The organism is Solihabitans fulvus (genome assembly GCF_008386585.1).
Lineage (GTDB): Bacteria > Actinomycetota > Actinomycetes > Mycobacteriales > Pseudonocardiaceae > Solihabitans > Solihabitans fulvus.
On record NZ_VUOB01000021.1, the window covers coordinates 25,520 to 42,555 of the forward strand.

16 protein-coding genes are annotated in these 17,036 nt (G+C 70.5%); 2 read left to right on the forward strand and 14 right to left on the reverse strand.

All coding sequences use genetic code 11. The annotated features are described in order from the left end of the window. Positions 1 to 35: 35 nt before the first annotated feature. Positions 36 to 632 carry a hypothetical protein gene (locus F0L68_RS11730; RefSeq protein WP_149849551.1) on the reverse strand — a complete coding sequence of 199 codons (597 nt, stop codon included), beginning with the start codon at positions 630 to 632 and terminating at the stop codon, positions 36 to 38. Positions 633 to 939: 307 nt separating this feature from the next. Between F0L68_RS11730 and F0L68_RS11735 the strand changes: the two genes are divergently transcribed. Then, positions 940 to 2,175 (forward strand): glycosyltransferase, encoded by a 1,236-nt coding sequence (locus F0L68_RS11735; RefSeq protein WP_149849552.1) that lies wholly within the window; start codon positions 940 to 942, stop codon positions 2,173 to 2,175. A 26-nt stretch (positions 2,176 to 2,201) separates the two neighbouring features. On the opposite strand, the gene F0L68_RS11740 is transcribed toward F0L68_RS11735, so the two are convergent. The 5 genes from F0L68_RS11740 to F0L68_RS11760 all read right to left on the reverse strand — a co-directional run bounded on the left by F0L68_RS11740 (position 2,202) and on the right by F0L68_RS11760 (position 6,523). Then, positions 2,202 to 3,818 carry a pyruvate, phosphate dikinase gene (locus F0L68_RS11740; protein WP_149849553.1) on the reverse strand — a complete coding sequence of 539 codons (1,617 nt, stop codon included), beginning with the start codon at positions 3,816 to 3,818 and terminating at the stop codon, positions 2,202 to 2,204. A 12-nt stretch (positions 3,819 to 3,830) separates the two neighbouring features. Further along, entirely contained in the window at positions 3,831 to 4,418 is a 588-nt protein-coding gene (locus tag F0L68_RS11745; RefSeq protein ID WP_223198714.1) for a transcriptional regulator, read from the reverse strand. 38 nt (positions 4,419 to 4,456) lie between these two features. Further along, the gene (locus tag F0L68_RS11750) at positions 4,457 to 5,560 is read right to left on the reverse strand and encodes a TetR/AcrR family transcriptional regulator (RefSeq protein ID WP_149849555.1); all 1,104 of its coding nucleotides are present in this window, start codon (positions 5,558 to 5,560) and stop codon (positions 4,457 to 4,459) included. Between the two features lie 160 nt (positions 5,561 to 5,720). Next, positions 5,721 to 6,074, reverse strand: coding sequence for an ArsR/SmtB family transcription factor (locus tag F0L68_RS11755; protein WP_149849556.1), 354 nt, complete (start codon positions 6,072 to 6,074; stop codon positions 5,721 to 5,723). Next, entirely contained in the window at positions 6,071 to 6,523 is a 453-nt protein-coding gene (locus F0L68_RS11760; protein WP_149849721.1) for an SRPBCC family protein, read from the reverse strand. The genes F0L68_RS11755 and F0L68_RS11760 overlap by 4 nt, the downstream gene beginning before the upstream one ends. Before the next feature lie 747 nt (positions 6,524 to 7,270). Here F0L68_RS11760 and F0L68_RS11765 point away from each other — a divergent pair. After that, entirely contained in the window at positions 7,271 to 8,059 is a 789-nt protein-coding gene (locus tag F0L68_RS11765) for an AfsR/SARP family transcriptional regulator (RefSeq protein WP_188316520.1), read from the forward strand. A gap of 153 nt (positions 8,060 to 8,212) precedes the next feature. Here the strand turns inward: F0L68_RS11765 and F0L68_RS11770 are convergent, their stop codons facing one another. The 8 genes from F0L68_RS11770 to F0L68_RS11805 form a co-directional block, all read right to left on the reverse strand. Beyond that, positions 8,213 to 9,055: an AfsR/SARP family transcriptional regulator gene (locus tag F0L68_RS11770; RefSeq protein WP_149849558.1), complete on the reverse strand. Its 843-nt coding sequence runs from the start codon at positions 9,053 to 9,055 to the stop codon at positions 8,213 to 8,215. Positions 9,056 to 9,173: 118 nt separating this feature from the next. Then, positions 9,174 to 10,064 (reverse strand): NmrA/HSCARG family protein, encoded by an 891-nt coding sequence (locus F0L68_RS11775; RefSeq protein WP_149849559.1) that lies wholly within the window; start codon positions 10,062 to 10,064, stop codon positions 9,174 to 9,176. A 186-nt stretch (positions 10,065 to 10,250) separates the two neighbouring features. Further along, positions 10,251 to 11,030, reverse strand: a complete 780-nt coding sequence (locus tag F0L68_RS11780; protein WP_149849560.1) for an SDR family oxidoreductase — start codon at positions 11,028 to 11,030, stop codon at positions 10,251 to 10,253. Then, a complete protein-coding gene (locus F0L68_RS11785) occupies positions 11,027 to 12,256 on the reverse strand; it encodes a cytochrome P450 family protein (RefSeq protein WP_223198715.1) in 1,230 nt (409 codons plus the stop codon). The genes F0L68_RS11780 and F0L68_RS11785 overlap by 4 nt, the downstream gene beginning before the upstream one ends. Further along, the gene (locus tag F0L68_RS11790) at positions 12,257 to 13,318 is read right to left on the reverse strand and encodes a methyltransferase (protein ID WP_223198716.1); all 1,062 of its coding nucleotides are present in this window, start codon (positions 13,316 to 13,318) and stop codon (positions 12,257 to 12,259) included. Between the two features lie 81 nt (positions 13,319 to 13,399). After that, positions 13,400 to 14,503 (reverse strand): acyl-CoA dehydrogenase family protein, encoded by a 1,104-nt coding sequence (locus F0L68_RS11795; protein WP_149849561.1) that lies wholly within the window; start codon positions 14,501 to 14,503, stop codon positions 13,400 to 13,402. A gap of 163 nt (positions 14,504 to 14,666) precedes the next feature. Beyond that, positions 14,667 to 15,794 (reverse strand): glycosyltransferase, encoded by a 1,128-nt coding sequence (locus F0L68_RS11800; RefSeq protein ID WP_149849562.1) that lies wholly within the window; start codon positions 15,792 to 15,794, stop codon positions 14,667 to 14,669. A gap of 77 nt (positions 15,795 to 15,871) precedes the next feature. Beyond that, complete coding sequence (locus F0L68_RS11805) at positions 15,872 to 17,029, reverse strand: class I SAM-dependent methyltransferase (RefSeq protein ID WP_149849563.1); 1,158 nt, start codon at positions 17,027 to 17,029, stop codon at positions 15,872 to 15,874. Between the last annotated feature and the right edge of the window lie 7 nt (positions 17,030 to 17,036).

Consider the following 17,036-nt stretch of genomic DNA (forward strand, 5'->3'; position numbering starts at 1 on the left):
CGCCCTGGGCGCGTCATCGACATCCTCGTGCTGTGTCAACGGGTTCCGCCGGTGGAAAGCTCCTTCTCACACACCGGCGCCATGGCGAGCCCCTTGGAGACCGACTCGGAGTCGTTGTTGGGACCGCCCAACGCGAACCCGTTGCGCCCGGTCGTGTTGTTCGCTGCGTCCTCGGTGACCTCCTTGACACCCTTCTGCCGCAGGCACAGCACCATCTTGTGCACGAAGTCCATCGACTCGGGGTTGTTCTTGTCGTACTCCCACGGCGGCAGCGGGTACTTCGACATGCAGGCGGCCGCGGCGGGGCTGGACTTGTCGGCGCCACTGCCGGGGTCGGTCACGCCGGTGCCCGACGGCGGTTTGACACCGTGGTCGGCCATGCACTTGGTCCAGGGTTCGAGCATTCGGTCGCGGTCGGCCCCGGTCATATCCAGCCGGTACCTGGGGCGGTCGGCGTCCGCGTTCGACGGCCGTGCCGCCGAGGACTGCGCGGAGGACGGCGCGTCGGTCGCGCCCGAGGTCTGGAGCGTGGCGACCTTGGCGGGTGGGGGTTCGGTGGTGGAACAGCCGGCCAGCGCGAGCAGCGCCGCGACGCCGACGATGCCGGCCACGCCACGGTTTCGGATTGTCATACGGATCAGGTTTCCCGACAGTTGTGAAGATCCAGTTCAACTGTCATGAAGCACCGATGATCGCTCGGGCCGCGATGGCGGCCCACGTCCGGCGCGCGGCGTCGCCGAGTCGATGGCGCGGATCAGGCGGCGGCTCAAGGGGCACGCCGAAACGACGCAGAAATAATGGGGCAGCAAGAACGGCAAGAAGTCACGTATTTCCCCGCCCCCTTCAACTTATAGCGCACCGGGGGGCTTGCGGCAAGACCCGGGGTGGGCAGCAGAATTCGGCGGCCGAAGCCTGTACCTGCGGAAACGGAGTCGCGAAGTGCGTGTGTTGTTGACGAGTTGGGGATCGCGCGGAGATGTCGAACCGCTGGTTGGTCTCGCGGTGGCATTGCGGGAACTCGGCGCGGAGGCGCGGGTGTGCGCGCCGCCGGACGAGGACTTCGCGGCGCTGCTCGACCGTGCCGGCGTGCCGTTGGTGCCGCTCGGCCCGTCGGTGCGCTCGGTGGTCTCCGGCGCGAAACCACCGACGGGGAAGGACGGTTTCCGGCTCGCGCCCGAGTTGGTCGCCGCGCGGTTCGACACGTTCACCGAGGCGGCGCAGGGATGCGACGCGCTGCTGACGACCGGCCTGATGCCGGCCGGCGCGCGGGACGTGGCCGAGAAGCTGGGCATCCCCTACGTGTACGCCTGCTTCCAGATCTACGGACTGCCGTCGCGGCACTTCCGGCCGGGCCAGCGGCCGGGCACGCCGTCCCCGCAGGACGAGACCGACCTGACGGTGCTGTGGGAGCAGGACGCCCAGCGCGTGAACGCGCTGTACGGCGAGCCGCTCAACAGCCACCGGGCGGCGATCGGCCTGGCACCGGTGGACAACGTCCGCGACTACGTCTTCACCGACCAGCCGTGGCTGGCGGCGGACGCGACGCTGTGTCCGTCGCAGGGCATGACGAACCTCGACGTCGTGCAGACCGGCGCGTGGATCCTGCCCGACAACCGCCCGCTCCCGGACGACCTGGTGGCGTTCCTGGACGCCGGCACACCACCGGTGTACGTGGGCTTCGGCAGCATGGCCTCGCACGCCCCGAAGGACATCGCGAGGGTGGCCACCGAGGCGGTCCGCGCGCGGGGCGGGCGCGTCCTGCTCGCCCGGGGTTGGGCCGGCCTGGCCTCGATCGACGACGCCGACGACTGCTTCGTCGTCGGCGAGGTCAACCAGCAGGCGCTGTTCCGCAGGGTGGCCGCCGTCGTGCACCACGGCGGCGCGGGCACCACAACGACCGCCGCCATGGCGGGCGCGCCCCAGGTGGTGATCCCCCGGATCGCGGACCAGCCGTACTGGGCCGGGCGGGTGGTCGAGTTGGGCATCGGCGCGGCGCACCTCGATCCGGAGCCGACCGTCGAGTCCCTGTCGGAGGCGCTCGCAACGGCCCTGGACCCCGACACCCGCACGCGGGCGACCGCGGTGGCCGGCACGATCCGCACCGACGGCGCGGCGGTGGCGGCGAAGCGGCTGCTCGACGTGATCAGCCGGGACAGGGCGCCGATGTCTGGCTGAGCTGCGCGGGATCGTCCAGCTCTGCCCTAACGAAGCGCGGCGTGGGCCGCGTCGAGGCGTTCCGCGTCGGCGCGGTCCGAGCCGTCGCCGGACGCCTCGTCGGCCCAGTCGAGCAGTCGGCGCAGGCGGGGATCCGTGCCGGCCGACGCGATGCGGGGGTTGCCGAGGACGACGTGACCGCTGGTCCCGTCGATCGCGATGAGCGTGCCCTCCCGGATGACGCGTCCGCCGGCCAGCACGGAGCCGGTAGCGACCGTGAGGCCCGAGGCTCCCACGACGGCCGGTTTGCCCAGAGCGCGCGCGACGACGGCGGCGTGGCTGGTCGGGCCGCCGAGGGCGGTGACGACCCCCTCGGCGGCGGCCAGGCCGTGCAGGTCCAGCGGGGAGGTGTGCGGGCGCACCAGGATGACCGGGCCCTCGGCGGCCATCCGGACCGCGGCGTCCGCCGTGGTCGCCACCCTGCCGACCGCAACACCAGGGCTGGCGCCGACGCCTCGCGCGAGGAGGTCGGCCGCGTCCGGGTTCACCAGCCTCGGCGTGCGCGCGTGCCGGAGCTGCGCGGGCGACACCCGAAGCAGCGCCTCGCGGCGATCAAGCACGCCCTCGTCGGCCAGGTCCACGGCGACGCGGACGGCGGCGCGCCCGGCCAGGCCGCCGGACCGCACCTGGAGGAGCCACAACTCGCCTGCCTCGAAGGTGAACTCCACGTGGCACGCGTCGCGGTAGTGGCCCTCGACGCGGCCAAGGGCGTCCAGCAGGCCGGCCCACACCGCCGGTTCCCGTTCGGCCAGTTCGGACAGTGGCCGCGTCGGCGACCTGCCGGAGACGACGTCGCCGCCCTGGCCGCCGAACACGACCTCGCCGAACGGGCCGCGCGCGCCGGTGTTGGGATCGCGGCTGAACGCGACCCCGGTGCCGCTGCGGTCGTCGCGGTTCCCGAAGACCATGGCCTGCACGGTGACGGCGGTGCCGAGCTCGTGCGGGATGCCGTGGAGTCGGCGATAGGTGGTGGCGCGCGGTGTGTGCCACGACGAGAACACCGCCGTGACGGCGAGGTCCAGCTGCCGCGTCGCGTCGTCGGGGACCGGCTCGCCCGTTCGTGCGCGGATGAGGTTCTCGACGCCGCGAATCGCCGCGAGGAGACCGGCCACCTCCCCATCGGCGTGCTCGATTTCCCTGCGTACCAAGGCTTCCAGTGATTCGGGAGCGAGGCCGATGGCCACGGCGGCGAAGCCGGACAGGAACCGCAGGCGCGCGTCGAGGGCGAACGACGGGTCGCCGGTCTCGGCCGCCAACCCCGCCGTGGCCTCGGCGGTGAGGCCGAGATTGAGGACGGTGTTCATCATGCCGGGCATCGAGACACAAGCGCCCGAGCGAACCGACACCGCCAGCGGCCGGTCGGGGTCGCCGAGTCGCCGTCGCGTGGCGGCCTCGAGATCGGCGACGGCGGCCGCCAGCTCGGCCGCCAGGCCGTCGGGAGGTCGTCCGTCGCGCAGAAAGGCGCGGCAGGCCGCGGTGCCGATGACGAACCCCGGCGGCACCGGCAACCCGAGGCGCCGCAACACAACCAGGCCGTGCGCCTTGCCGCCGAGGACGCTCGCGGGCTGCTCGGTCTCCGCCGAGAGCGGGTAGATCCAGGTCATGGTTTCACGGATTCAGTGTCGCGGAATGCCAAGGGTGGCAAGCAGGTCTTCGTGGAGCTGGAACCAGACCGTGTGGTAGGACTCGGTGTTGTCCGTGACGTAGGCCAGCGCGCCGGACCTGGCGCGCGCGAGCGCGTCGGCGAGCCGGATCCGATACCGCAGGAACCGGGGCACCGCGGCGGACAGCTCCGCGCAGACGACCTCGGCGCGCCGGTCGAAGTCCGCGAACAGGTCCAGGATCAGGGCGTCGTTGGCCTGGTCGGCGGGGCCGGGCCGGGTCGCGCCGCCGTCGCGGGGGCGCGTCTGCCACGCCGTGCAGAGGTCCAGCAGCTCGCGGTTGAGCACCAGGAACTCCTCGTACGCCGCCGTTACTGCGGTTCGAGCGTCCGCGGTGTCCAGCTCGTCGGCGATCAGCTCGGCGTCGGCGGCGCGGCCTGCGTCGGTCAGGCCCCACCCGCCGAAGTCGCCGGGAACGTGCGTGACCAGGCCGGCCACCGCGAGGTCGATCAGCGTGGACTCGGTGTCGGGTGACGGCAGTCCCGCCGCGTCGGCGACCCTGGCGAGGCCGGCGAACCCGATGCAGCGAAGGGTGTGCAGCACCACCAGATCGTGGGTCGAGTGAGGCGGGTCGGCGCGCGTCACGGGGTGGCCCCGCCGGATCGCCCGGCAGTGGTGTCGCCCGCGGTCGCCGCCGCGTGCGCCGCTCCCCGCCCGTTGGCCCTTGCGACGATCTCGCCCGCCCGGAGGCGCACCGCGGCCTCGGTGTCCTCGGCATCCCGAACGCCGAAGGCCGCCGCGACCGCGCCACGGTCATCGAGGACGAGCCGAGGGGACCCGGTGTCCTGGCCGAACACCCGGCGCAGGCACCAGGCGAGGTCGCCGATCCGCAGCCGCACGAGACGCCCGAGCTCGGCGGGATCGCCCGTCACCACGACCACAGTGACCTGGTCGCCGGGCCGGGCGGCGCGGACGGCCTCCTCTGCCGCCGCCAGCCGACCGGTGCCGAGGACGACGATCACGCCGTCGGCGTCGAGGCCGACGTGGCGACCGGTGAGCTGGTCGGTCAACGCCTGGGGCGGCTGCCAGGCCTCGCGGACGGCGTGTGCCGGGCCGACATAGGGCAGGTGCGGCGGGTGCCACGCGTCGGCGAGGTCGAGGTCCGCGAGGTGCTGGCAGGCGCGCACCACGTCGAAGGGGTCGCCGAAGCCGACCGCCCGCTCGGCCAGGTGGCCTGCGCCGCTCAACAGCGTGACGACCAGTTCCGCCAGCCGCACCCGCCGCACCGGCGCAGGGAGGCGCGGTCCGCAGGACTCCAGCGCGAGCGCGAGCAGCAGCGCCTCCAGCCTGGTCACCTGCGCCAGCGCGGTGCGGCCGGGTTCGTCGTCGAACACCCCGGCCAGCGAACGCAGCTGGAGGTTCCCGCCTGCCGGCGTGTCGCCGGTGAGGGGCAGCCGTTCGAGCCAGGTGCGCGCGAACGCGCCGAGCGCCTCGGCCGGGCCCTCGGGCACCGGAGTGGCCGGGGCGGTGTCGGCGGGCGGCAGCGAGTCGAGCAGGACCGCCAGGTAGAGCGCGCGCTTGCTGGGGAAGTTCGAGTACACCGCGCCACGGGTCAGCTCGGCCCGCTCCGCGATCCGGTCGATCTTGGCGTCGGCGTAGCCGTGCTCGGCAAACTCGGCCCGCGCCGCGGCCAGCACCGCGGCCTGGGTGCGTTCCTGCTGTTGTGCCCTGGTCAGCCGGACCATCGCGCCCCCTCAGCTCACTGGTGGCCGAAACGATACTCTGATCATCCCGATGTCATGAACATCTGGATGAAAGTTCACCCGGGTCACGGCCGACGCACGGCGCCACCTCCACCGGCAGTGCTGCGGCCGGTGGGGGTGGCGTCGTCGCTCCCGGGGAACGTCACTGCTGCGCGCCGCGCTGGTCCTTCCTGAGCGCGATGGCCTCGGCGATCCGCTTGATCCGGCGGAGCCTCGCGTCCCAGGCCGCCCCCACCGAGGACAGCTGCGCGACCGCGCGAGCGAGCTGCGCCTCGTCCACCCGGTATCTCCGCTCCCGCCCCGAAGAGGTGACGTGCACCAGGCCGACGCGGTCGAGCACGCCGAGATGTTTCGCGATGGCCTGCCGGGTCACGGGCAACCGCTCGCTGAGGCTGGTGGCCGTGCCGTCGCCGTCGGCCAGGAGCAGGTCGAGCATCCGCCGACGGGTTGGATCCCCGACCGCGGACCACAGGTCGTCGTCGACGGCGGCGGTCACGAGGTCGACACCAGCCGCGCGACGTACTCGCCGAGCCGGGGCACGAACGTGTCCCAACCGGAGGAGTGATCGAGGTAGCACTCCTCCAGCTTCGCGGCCTCCCAGCCCATCTCCCGGAACCCGGTCTCGGTGAGCCGAACCGTGGTCCCCTCGCCCGACGGGGTGAGCTCGAAGGTAACCAGCAACGAGTTGGCGGAGTCGTCGACCGCGTCGTCGGGGTAGCACCAGCGGAAGGAGAACAGTCGGGAAGGCTCGGCGGCCACCACGGCGATCGGGGCGACGTGCGCCCGGTCGCCCCAGACGAGCTCACCGACCGCGCCGGGGGTCGGGTCGAACTTCGCGTCGTCGGCCCACCATTCCGAGATGTGCTCCGGGCTGCTGACGACCTCGAAGACCACCTCCGGCGAGGCGTCGACGTGGATCTCCCGTTCGATGCTGCCGTACTCCATGCCCTTCACGGTTCCTCCAAGTGCAACGTTTGGTTGCACGTCACGCTAGCCGACCTCCACCCGTCACGCAACCATCGGTTGCGCATGGTCCGTCGCGACGACGCGCGCCGCGCCGCAATCACCGCCCGACCGAAAGGCATTCGGCGACGATCTCCCAGAATGACACGGAAACAGCGGAGACCACGACACGGCGCGCTTGCGCGAGGCGAGCGCTCGACTCCGCAAAGCCTGGCGTCATCGGGATTTCATCCTCGCTCGATAGATTCACGCCGGGCCGAACGGCTGACACGAACGGGGGCGTACGTGGTCACGGCACACACAGATTGACGGCGGCGGTGTCGGCCACGACGCGTCGCTGAACACGGGTGACATCGCCAGGTGGGCCTACGGAACCGTGGTCGGCACCATGGATGATGATCATCAAACAGTGGATACCTCGATCGGCGGCTACCACGTCCGATTCCGTGAACCAACACCCGAACAGCCCTCACCCGCTCAGCGGTGTACGACCGATGAGGGCAAAGCGACGCTGACGTTGGGCCGAACTTCTCGCAACCTCACCAAGTCGACACCGGGGCACGGCGACGATGCAGGTGGCGAATGGTTGTCCGATGTCAGCAGAAACCGTCAGGGGGTGCACGCCGGCCGAGCGCGCCGGAACACGAGGAGCGCCACGGGAGCTGGGGGACCGTGGGTGCGACCGCCGCTCGGGGCACCACCGTCGAACCAGCGCACTATGGGGGAAGCATGGAATTTCGCGTGTTGGGTTCCCTGTCAATCCGGGACAACGGCGAGGAGTTGATCCACACCGCCGGGAAGCCCAGACAACTGCTGGCCCTGCTGCTGCTCAACGAGCCGCACCGGGTGTCGACCAGCTCGCTGATCACCGAGCTGTGGGACGACACGCCACCGCAGCGCGCCATGACCACGCTCCAGACCCACATCTTCTATCTGCGCAAGGAGTTCGCCAGCAAGCTCGGTGTGACGTCCGGCGTGATCGCGCACGGTCTCCTCCAGACCCGCGACGGCGGCTACCAGATCAACATCTGCCGGAACTCCTTCGACCTGACGGAGTTCCAACGCCTGCGCAACAGGGCGCAGATGCTGCTGCACAGCGGCGACACCCTGGACGCGAGCCGGGTGCTCAGCGAGGCGCTGGGCCTGTGGCGCGGGCCCGCGCTGATGGACGTCGAGCACGGCAGGCTGCTGCGCGCCGCGGTGGCCGAGCTGGACGAGTCCAGACTGGACACACTGACGCTGTTCTTCGGCACACAGCTGGAGCTGGACCGGCATCGCGAGATCCTGAGCGACCTGGCCAGGCTCGTCGTCCGGCATCCTCACCACGAACGGCTGCACGCCCGGTACATGCTCGCCCTGTACCGGTCGGGGTACCGGGCGCAGGCCCTGAAGGTGTTCGACGAGTTGCGGCGGAACATGCTCGACGAGCTCGGCATGGCGCCGTCCGCCTCGATCGCCAGGCTGCGGCAGGCCATCCAGGTCGCCGACACGGCCGCCGTGAACGGCGTCTGCGTGTGACGGTCCCGCACCGACGCGCCGCACCGGTGCGCCGGCCGGCGGTGTGGCCTGGAGGTGTTGTGCGTGGCGGTGTTGTGCCGAGCCGTGTTGGGGGGAGCCCCGCGCCTGGTGGACCGACAGGCCGGGCTCCGCAGCCAACACCTCAGCAAAGCCCTAGAAGGATCCCGCCACGGCGGGCAGCACCGGCAGCTCCGACGACCTCGGCAGTGGCAGCACCGGCATCCGGTCCAGCGCCGGGTCGGACGTGAGCACCGCCTGGTAGTACTGGTGCAGCTTGGGCGACGGTTCCACGCCGAACTCGGTGATCATGTCCTTGCGCAACTGGTGGAACGCCTCCAGCGCGCGGACGCGGTAGCCAGAGCGGTACAGCGCGATGATGAACTGCGCTCGCCGGTCCTCGTGAAACCGGTCGTGCGACACCAGGACCGCCAGCTCGCTGAGGATCTCCCGGTGCAGACCGAGCCGCAGCTCCAGCTCGATGCGGTGGTCCAGCATCGTCGCCCTCGACTGCTCGAGCCCGGCCACCTCGGCGCGGATGCCCGGCCCTGCGGCGACGTCGGCCAAGGCGGGACCGCGCCAGAGCGACAGTGCCTCGCGGAAGTTCTGCGCCGCCGTGTGCAGGTCGCCTTCGGCCATGACCGCCATTCCCGCCCGTTCCAGCCGATGAAAGACCCGCAGGTCAAAACACCCGAGTTCGGCGACGACCTCGTAGCCGTTTCGCGCGGTGCGTAATATCTCGTTGCCGACGGTGTCCATACTCTCGCCGGTGACCTCGGCCAGCTTCTTGCGCAGATGGAAGACATAGGTCTGCACGGCCGCGAGGGCCGTTTTCGGCGCGTGCCCGTCCCACAGTTCGTCTATCAACATGCCCATCGGCACGACCCGCGAGTAGTTGAGCAGGAGCAGTGCGAGAAGCTGACGCGGTTTCCGTGCGGTCGGCACCACCTCCATGTCAGCGCAGGAGATCCTCAGCGGCCCAAGAACTCGAATATCCATTCACCTCTCCGAACATGCGCATATCTCAACCATGGACACGAGCATTCCGGAAGACGAATTCACCATTGAACACAACCCCCAGAAGCATCCTAACAGCCAATTCCGCCTCCGCGTTTGGTCACGTCTTCTCCCCCCAGCCGTCCAAACGCAGAAAACCCTCCAGGTCCAGCATCCCCGGATGCGCCGCCCGCAGCGCGGGGATATCGGCCTGGTAGCCGACGTCGTTGAACCAACGGAACATGCGGATGAAGTTCTCGTCGAAATCCAGGCCGGTCGCGCCGGCGATCACCGCGAAGAAGTCCTCCCAGGAAACCTGCTCGTACCGCACCGAACGACCGGTGACCCGACCGATCACGTCTGCGACCTGCGGCAGGGTCAGCTCGTCCCCCGCGAGGTCGACGGCCTGGCCGAGCCACCGGTCCGGGTCTCCGAACGCCAGCACGGCGAACGCGGCGACGTCCGCGATCGCGATCTGTTGCAGGGGCTTCTCCGGATCAAGCGGCCATGGCAGGACGCCGGACAGCGCGGGCCCGGCCACCTCGTGCCAGTTCTTCATGAAGAAGACCGGACGGAACACCGTATAGGGCAGGCCGAGCCCGTGAATGTGTTCTTCTATCTCGTGCTTGCTGTCGTGGAAGGAGATTCCGGTCGCCCGGTTCGACGACGCGGCCGAGCTGTAGACGAAATGGGCCACACCAGCGTCCTTCGCCGCCTCGGCGAACGCCTTGCCGTGCCGGATCTCGACATCCACGCCGGCCATGAAGTTCTGCACGGAGAAGACTCCGTACACGCCGTCCGCAGCTTTGCGCAGAGACGCGGGGTCGTCGTAGTCGCCGATCACGATCTCCGCGCCGAGTGCCGCCAGTTCGCGCGCGGCCGGCTTGGCGGGATCCCTGGTCAACGCGCGCACGCCGAACCCGTTCGCCAACAGTTCGCGCGCGACGACAGAACCCTGGTTGCCCGTCGCCCCACCGACAAGCACCAGTCGATCTTCATCCCCCAGTGACATGAACCCCGCTCCTCTTCACGTGTCTAGCAATAGACTTCGGCAATCGCCAACTCTCGTCGCCACACAGTTGATCACCTAATATCGTGAGGTTATTTTGTCTTCACGTTACTGGTTCCAGAGCAGCTGTCAAGCCGCTTGACAAGTGCGGCGGCGGTGCACCGCCGCCGCCATGTCCTGTGCGGAGATCTAACCGAAGGTTCGCGGCCGAAGGGAAAGCCCACCGGTGACGTCGATGACCTGCCCGGTGATCCACCGCGCCTCCTCCGAGGCGAGGATGGCGACCGCGTCCGCGATGTCGTCCGGTCGGCCCACCCGGCCGAGCGCGGCCGAGCCGGCCAGCGCGGCCTGGGCCTTCGGGTCCTCGCGCAACGCGGCGAACACGTCGGTGAGGACGACACCGGGCGCGACCGCGTTCACCGTGATGCCCCTGCCGCCCAGCTCGACCGCCAGGGTCCGGCTCATCACGTCGATGGCGCCCTTGCTCATCACGTAGCCGACCGCTGGCGGGGCCGTTCTGGTCGCCAGCGTCGAGATGGTGATGATCCGCCCGCCGTCCCGCAGCATCGGCAGCGTCCGCTTGACCAGGAACAGCGGCGCCTTGGTGTTGATCGCGAAGATCCGGTCGAACTCGTCCTCGGTGAGCGCGTCGAGCGGGCTGAAGCTGACCGTCGCGGCGTTGTTGACCAGGATGTCGAACCGCGCCGCGCCGGTGTGCTCGGTCAGGCCCTCGGTCAACCCGGCGACCAGCGTGTCCACGTCGCCGTCGACACCGAGTTCGGCCGGCACGGCGAACGCCCTGCCGCCCTCGGCCTCGATCGCCCCGACCGTCTCCTTCGCCGCCTGCTCGTTGCTGCCGTAGTGCACCGCGACCAGCGCGCCGTCGGCGGCCAGCCGGCCGGCGATGGCCCGGCCGATCCCCCGCGACGCGCCGGTCACCAACGCCACCTTGCCGGCCAGCCCCGTCACGAGGAGACCCCGGTCAGGCGCACGGGCAGGGTGGCGTGGGCGTTCATGATGAACGACCCACGTGGTTCCAGCTCGGCGACGTCGACGGCCAACCGCAGGTCCGGGAACCGCTCGAACAGCGCCGGCATCGCGATGCTCGCCTCGAGCTGCGCGAGCTGCGCGCCGACGCAGAAGTGCGCGCCGTGCCCGAACGACAGGTGCTCCTTGTTCGCCCTGGTGATGTCGAACCGCCCGGCGTCCGCGCCGTGCACCTCGGGGTCCCGCCCGACGGCCGCGTAGCCGACCAGGATGGGTTCGCCCCGCGGAATGACGACGCCGCCGAGTTCGAGGTCCTCGATCGCGAACCGGAACGGCAGCTGCGCGATGGGCGACTCCACCCGCAGCACCTCGTCGACCACGTCCTGCCAGGTCCGTCGTCCGGTGCGCACCAGCTCGTACTGGTCGGGATGGGTGAGCAGGGCGACGACCACGCCGCAGAGCAGGTTGGTCACCGTCCCCGAGCCCGCGCTGAGGATCAGGTTGAGCGTGCCGAGCAGCTCCGAGTCGGTCAGCGCGGAACCGTCCTCCTGCGCCCCGACCAGCGCGCTGGTCAGGTCGTCGCCCGGCGTTCGGCGCTTGGCCTTGACCAACTCGCCGATCGCCCGCTGCCACTGCTCGATGTTGCGCCTGGCCTGCTCCGCGGACAGCCGGGTGTCGGTGTTCGCCTCGCCGCCGCGCAGCACCGCATCCCGGTCCTCCTCTGGCACGCCGAACAGCTCGCAGATCACCTGCGCCGGCAACGGCGTGCCGTACAAGGACTTCAGGTCGACCACCGCGCCGGGCGGCGTCGCCGCCAACCCGTCCAACAGCGCGTTGGTGATCCGCTCGACCCTCGGGCGCATCTCCGCCACCCTGCGCGGGGTGAACGCCTTGGCGGCCAGCTTGCGCAGCCTGGTGTGGTCGACGCCGTGCGCGGTGGTCATGTTGTCCGACAACCAGTCGATCAACGGCCAGTCCCCGCCGATCTCGCCGTTGGCGAAGGCGGGCCAGTGCTTGCGCGGGTCCTTGGACACCCTGGAGTCGGCCAGCAGCGCCCTGGCCGCCGCGTGGCCGGTGACCGACCAGGCCCGCACGTCGCCGGGCAACAGCACCGGCGTCACCGGGCCGCGCGCGCGGAGCCTGGCCGCCTCGGCGTGGATGTCGGCGCCGGTCAGGTCGAGCGGGATGGGCGCGACGCCGGTCTCCACTCACGCACCCCCTTTGACGCCGGAGATCGCGATGTGGTTGATCAGCTCACCGACGGGGGTGCGGCCGGCCGGCCGGAAACCCGCCTCGGACATCCACTCCTCGTACTCCCTCGGCGTGTAGACCATGCCCTCGCCGGAGGCCACGGCATGGAAGTACGCGGACAGCTCGGCGGCGTGCTGCGGACCGGTCTCGTCGTCGTCCTGCAACGGCGTGACGACGAAGATCCCGGCGCCGTCGCCGACCGCCCGCGACGCCTTCTGGAGCAGCTTGCGAATCCGCTCCTCCGACCAGATCTCCAGGAAGTGTGAGAACAGCACGCAGTCGGCCCCGGTCGGGAACTCGTCGCTGAACGCGTCGAGACCGACGGCCTTCACCCGGTCGTCGAGCCCGGCTGCGACGAGGCGTTCGTTGGCGGTCTTCGCGACCGTCGGCAGGTCGAGAATGGTGATGCGCAGGTGCGGCCAGCGGCGCGCGATGTTCGTCGCGTTGATCGCCCGGCCGCCGCCGATGTCGAGCACGTGCGTGTAGGACGAGAAGTCCAGTGTCTTCACCAGCTCGGTGGACGACATCGCGCTGAACGCGCCCATCGCGTTGTGGAACGCGGACTCCAGCGTCGGGTCGGCGGCGATCCGCTCGTAGAGCGTGGTCGACTCGTCGCCGAACACCTTCTTGAGGCCGACGTTGGTGTTGGCCTTCAACGACTCCCAGAACCAGCCCATGGTCTTGTAGGTGATGTGCTGGTGGTAGGGCACCAGCGCGGCCGCGATCGGGTCGTTGTCCCCGGTGAGCGGCGTCACCACGGCGGTGTTCCGGTATGCGTCGCCCGCCTTGCTGGTCAGGCCGAACGCGGTGAGGCCGAGCAGGAGGACGCGGGTCGGCTGTTCCGCCAGCCCCAGCTTCGCCCCGATCTCCGCCTTCGTCATGCCCGGCTGCTTGGCCAGCGCCTCGAACAGCCCCGACTCGAAACCGGCGCTCAGGAACTGGAATCGGTAGTGCGCCATCAGGATCGAGTGCAGCTCCTCGGCCGGCCCGGCCTGAGTGCTCGCCTGTTCCCCAGTCACGTTGTTCTCCTCCGTTGGTTGGGCGAAATGTGTTGACCTCGAACGAGGTGAGCTGTGTCCGCCAAGATCTGGGCGGAAGAACTAGCTGGCGGGCCAGGCGAGCTTGGCGAAATGCGCGCTGCTCACGTCGACCTTGAGCAGGGTGTGCGCCACGGCGCAGTGCACGTCCCGCCAGGCGCGGCCGACCGGGTGACCCTCGACCTGCATCGCGGTGCCACCGGTGGAGAACAGCCGCTCGATCGCGACCCTGGTCAGCTCGGCGGCCATCGACGCGTCCCGCGCGGTGCGGGCGATGTCGGCCTCGCTTGGCAGCCCGCCCGCGGTCTCGCAGGCCCGCTCGACCAGCAGCCTGGCCGAGTCCAGCTCGGCGGCGGTCTGCGCAAGCACCTGCTGGTAGCGCGGCTCCGGCCGGCCGTCCCTGCTCTTGCGCCCCACCACGTCCGCCCACACCGGGAGCGCGCCGAGGGCCGCGCCGAGCGCGGGCGCCGCGAACAGCGGCGGCATCGAGCCGAGCACGGACACCCGGTAGGCCGGGTCGGCTAGGTGGTCGTTGCACCCCGCGACGACGGCGGTCTGGGCGCAGGTCAGGTGGTCCGGCACGACGGCGCGGTCCAGCACGACGGTGCGGCTGCCGGTGCCGCGCATGCCGACGGTAAACCAGGTGTCCTCGACGGCGAGGTCGCGCCTCGGCACGGCGCAGAAGATCGGCAGACCGTCCGCCGGCACGCAGACCAGCACCCACTCGGCGAAGTCGATCGCGCTGACGAACGCCCACCGGCCGGTCAGCTCCCAGCCGCCGTCCACCCGCGTTGCGGTGCCGGCCGGCGGCAGGGCCGCGGCGATCGGCACGTCCGGGCTGTCCCGCCAGATCTCCTGCTGTCCCCGCCGGGGCAGGAAGGCGGCGATCCGCCCGGACGCGGCGAGCGAGAGCCCGCACCACGAGGCCGAGGCGCAGCCGCCGCCGACCGTGATCAACGCGTGCAGCAGGTCGGGGAACGACGAGCCCGCGCCGCCGAACGCCGCAGGCACGCCGTGGCGCGCGAATCCGGCGGACACCAGTGCCGAGGCGACCTCCGGCGTCAGCCGTCGCCGCGTGTCCGCCTCGGCCGCGTGCTCGGCCGCGAGATCGGCGACCTTCTTCGCGGCGGCGGCCAACGTGGTCGCGGGTGGCATCTGGTCGAGCATGTCCGCACTCCCCTCAACGGCGATCTCTGAACGCTCACAACCCGACCTCAAATAGCGATGAAATGTGGCTATGTCGGGCGCTCGGGACGGATCGGTCAACCGAAAAAGGGGCGCCGCGAACCGAGGTTCGCGGCGCTCCGAGGCGACTCGGCGGATTGATTGCTCAGTCGACGAATTCCGGTAACCGCGCGGCGACCTCAGCGGGCGAGGGCATGGCGGCGATCTCCGCCGCGATGGTTCCCGAGGCCTTGCGATAGGACGGCTCGGCGAGGACGTTCCGCACTTCGGCGGCCAGCGCGCTGGCGTCGAACTCCTCGGGAAGCAGGCGGGTCCCCGCGCCGACCGACAGCACCAGCTCGGCGTTCTGGAACTGATCCGCTCCTTGCGGGACAAGGATCTGCGGCACGCTGGCACCGAAGGCGCCGAGCGTCGTGCCGCTGCCGCCGTGGTGCACGACCAGGTCGAGGTGCGGCAACACGCTCGCCTGCGGCACCCACGGCAACACCTGCACGGTCGACGGCACGCTACCAAGGGCCCGCACGTCGACCTGCGGTCCCGCGGCGACCAACACTCGTGCGTCCACAGTGGACAATCCAGCGATCGCCTCGCGCAGCACCTCGGGGTTGCCGAACGACGTGCCCAGCGTCAGGTACACCAGCGGCGCGCCCGTCCCGGTGACGATCGCCGGCAGCTCTCCCGGCTCCGCATAGGGCACCGGCCGCAACGCGACACGCCGCACGGTGTCCAGGAACTCCGTGTTCTGCAGGGAAAGCGGGCAGACGTCCACGTAGCGGTAGCCGGTGCGCGCGAACTCCGTGCCCAGCTCGGCGGTCACGGTGTCCACCAACCCGGCGACCTCGTGCGCGAACTCCGTGGACGCTCGGCCGAACCCGTGCCGGATCTCGGGCACGCCGGCGCCGGCCGCCGCCGAGGTCGCCCCGACGTTGCCCACCTCGGTGACCATCAGCTCCGGGGTGAACTCGTCGATGATCCGGACGACGTCGGCGGCGAACGCCTTCGGCAGCACGGAACCGAACACGGTCTCGGAGACCCGGCCCCGGTCCTCCTCGGTGAGCTCCGTCGGCGCGCGACCGCCAACGACGCGCCCCACCGCCTCCATGATGCTCAGCCCGGCCGGCACGGCCTCGATGCCCGCCAGCGCGAGCGAGGGGTGCATGACCTCGGCGGTGGCCCACCGAACCTCGTGCCCGGCGGCCCGCGCGGCGCGGGCGAGCGGAATGAGGGGGTAGACGTGGCCGTGGCTGCCGAGGCTGGAAAAGAGAATGCGCATGGACTCCTCATTCTGCGAACCGTGCTCGAGACCAGCCGGACACGGCGGGACCATCGGAACCGCGTTCGTCAGTCCGCCTAGGCGGTGTCGTCCCGCGACTGGCTGTTCATCAGGGTCCGGAAGGCGTCCGCGCCGGGGCTACCCTCGGCGTTCGTGCCCTTCTCGATCACCGCGAGGTTGTGGTAGACGTGCAACGCCGTCACCTCGCGGTCGGTCGGCGCGGCGGCCCTGGAGTCTCCCATGAACTCCTCGTAGTGCAGCCCGTCGACCAGTTGCTTGAGGAATCCGAACGTGTGGTCCTGGCTGGTCAGATCGTCCTCGTTGCCGCCAAAGATGAAGGGCCACAACGCGGTCTGGAGGTCCTCGACGAAATAGAGACCGTCGTGCCGCAGATACGGGAACAGCGCCTCGAACGACGCGATCACGTGCGCGCTGATGTGGCTGCCGTCATCGATGATGACGTCCGGTCTGCCGATTTCGTCGATGACCGCGAGCAGCGAGTCCCGGTCGGACTGGTCCGCCTGGAAGATCGGCATGCGAGGCTCGGCCAACGCCCGCTTGTCCACGATGTCGACGCCGCAGACGATGGCTCGCGGGAAGTAGTGCTTCCACATCCGCAGCGACTCGCCGCCGTCCTGCGGGTCGTCGTAGCCGCCGACGCCGATCTCCAGGATCGTGACCCGCCGGTCCCGCCATGGGCTGAGGTGCTGTTCGTACCGGCGCGTATACTGGTGCAGCGGCCCCCACTTGTCGGTGCCGTAGTAGGCGGCGAGCCTGCCGAGGTCGAGCTGGTCGCGGCGGTCGAGCACGTCGAGGATCCGCTGGGGCGGGCCAGCCCAGCGGTCCGGCAGCGGGTTTCGCGCCAGTTCCCGTTGCGCCACTTCGGCTCCTGGCCAGCGCACGGTGCGGGTCGCGGCCGAGACCAGGTCACGCGGGCCGTACAGCGAGCGCACGATCTCCCCGACCTCCTGGGTGATGACCACCGAGGGAAGGTCGCCGCCGGGGCCGCCGTCCGGCGCCGCCGGCACGGTGAACTCGGCCTTGTGCCCCTCGTGCACGAGGACCAGCGTCGTGTCCGCGTAACCCGCGCCGGCGACCTCGTCGATGCGTGCCCTGAACCGGATCTCCTGGAACAGTAGTTCCGCGACGGAGTCGAACCCTATCGCGGAGATCGTCGCAGCCAGATCGCTCGATCGCGTCTCGGCAGCATCGAGCAGTTGGTTGATCCGGTCCATTCGAGAT

What these genes read in the sequence shown, in the direction of transcription:
- F0L68_RS11730 (WP_149849551.1), bottom strand. Translation starts at nt 632, where the DNA reads ATGACAATCCGAAACCGTGGCGTGGCCGGCATCGTCGGCGTCGCGGCG.
- F0L68_RS11740 (WP_149849553.1), bottom strand. Translation starts at nt 3,818, where the DNA reads ATGACCTGGATCTACCCGCTCTCGGCGGAGACCGAGCAGCCCGCGAGC.
- F0L68_RS11750 (WP_149849555.1), bottom strand. Translation starts at nt 5,560, where the DNA reads ATGGTCCGGCTGACCAGGGCACAACAGCAGGAACGCACCCAGGCCGCG.
- F0L68_RS11760 (WP_149849721.1), bottom strand. Translation starts at nt 6,523, where the DNA reads ATGGAGTACGGCAGCATCGAACGGGAGATCCACGTCGACGCCTCGCCG.
- F0L68_RS11765 (WP_188316520.1), top strand. Translation starts at nt 7,271, where the DNA reads ATGGAATTTCGCGTGTTGGGTTCCCTGTCAATCCGGGACAACGGCGAG.
- F0L68_RS11770 (WP_149849558.1), bottom strand. Translation starts at nt 9,055, where the DNA reads ATGGATATTCGAGTTCTTGGGCCGCTGAGGATCTCCTGCGCTGACATG.
- F0L68_RS11775 (WP_149849559.1), bottom strand. Translation starts at nt 10,064, where the DNA reads ATGTCACTGGGGGATGAAGATCGACTGGTGCTTGTCGGTGGGGCGACG.
- F0L68_RS11795 (WP_149849561.1), bottom strand. Translation starts at nt 14,503, where the DNA reads ATGCTCGACCAGATGCCACCCGCGACCACGTTGGCCGCCGCCGCGAAG.
- F0L68_RS11800 (WP_149849562.1), bottom strand. Translation starts at nt 15,794, where the DNA reads ATGCGCATTCTCTTTTCCAGCCTCGGCAGCCACGGCCACGTCTACCCC.
- F0L68_RS11805 (WP_149849563.1), bottom strand. Translation starts at nt 17,029, where the DNA reads ATGGACCGGATCAACCAACTGCTCGATGCTGCCGAGACGCGATCGAGC.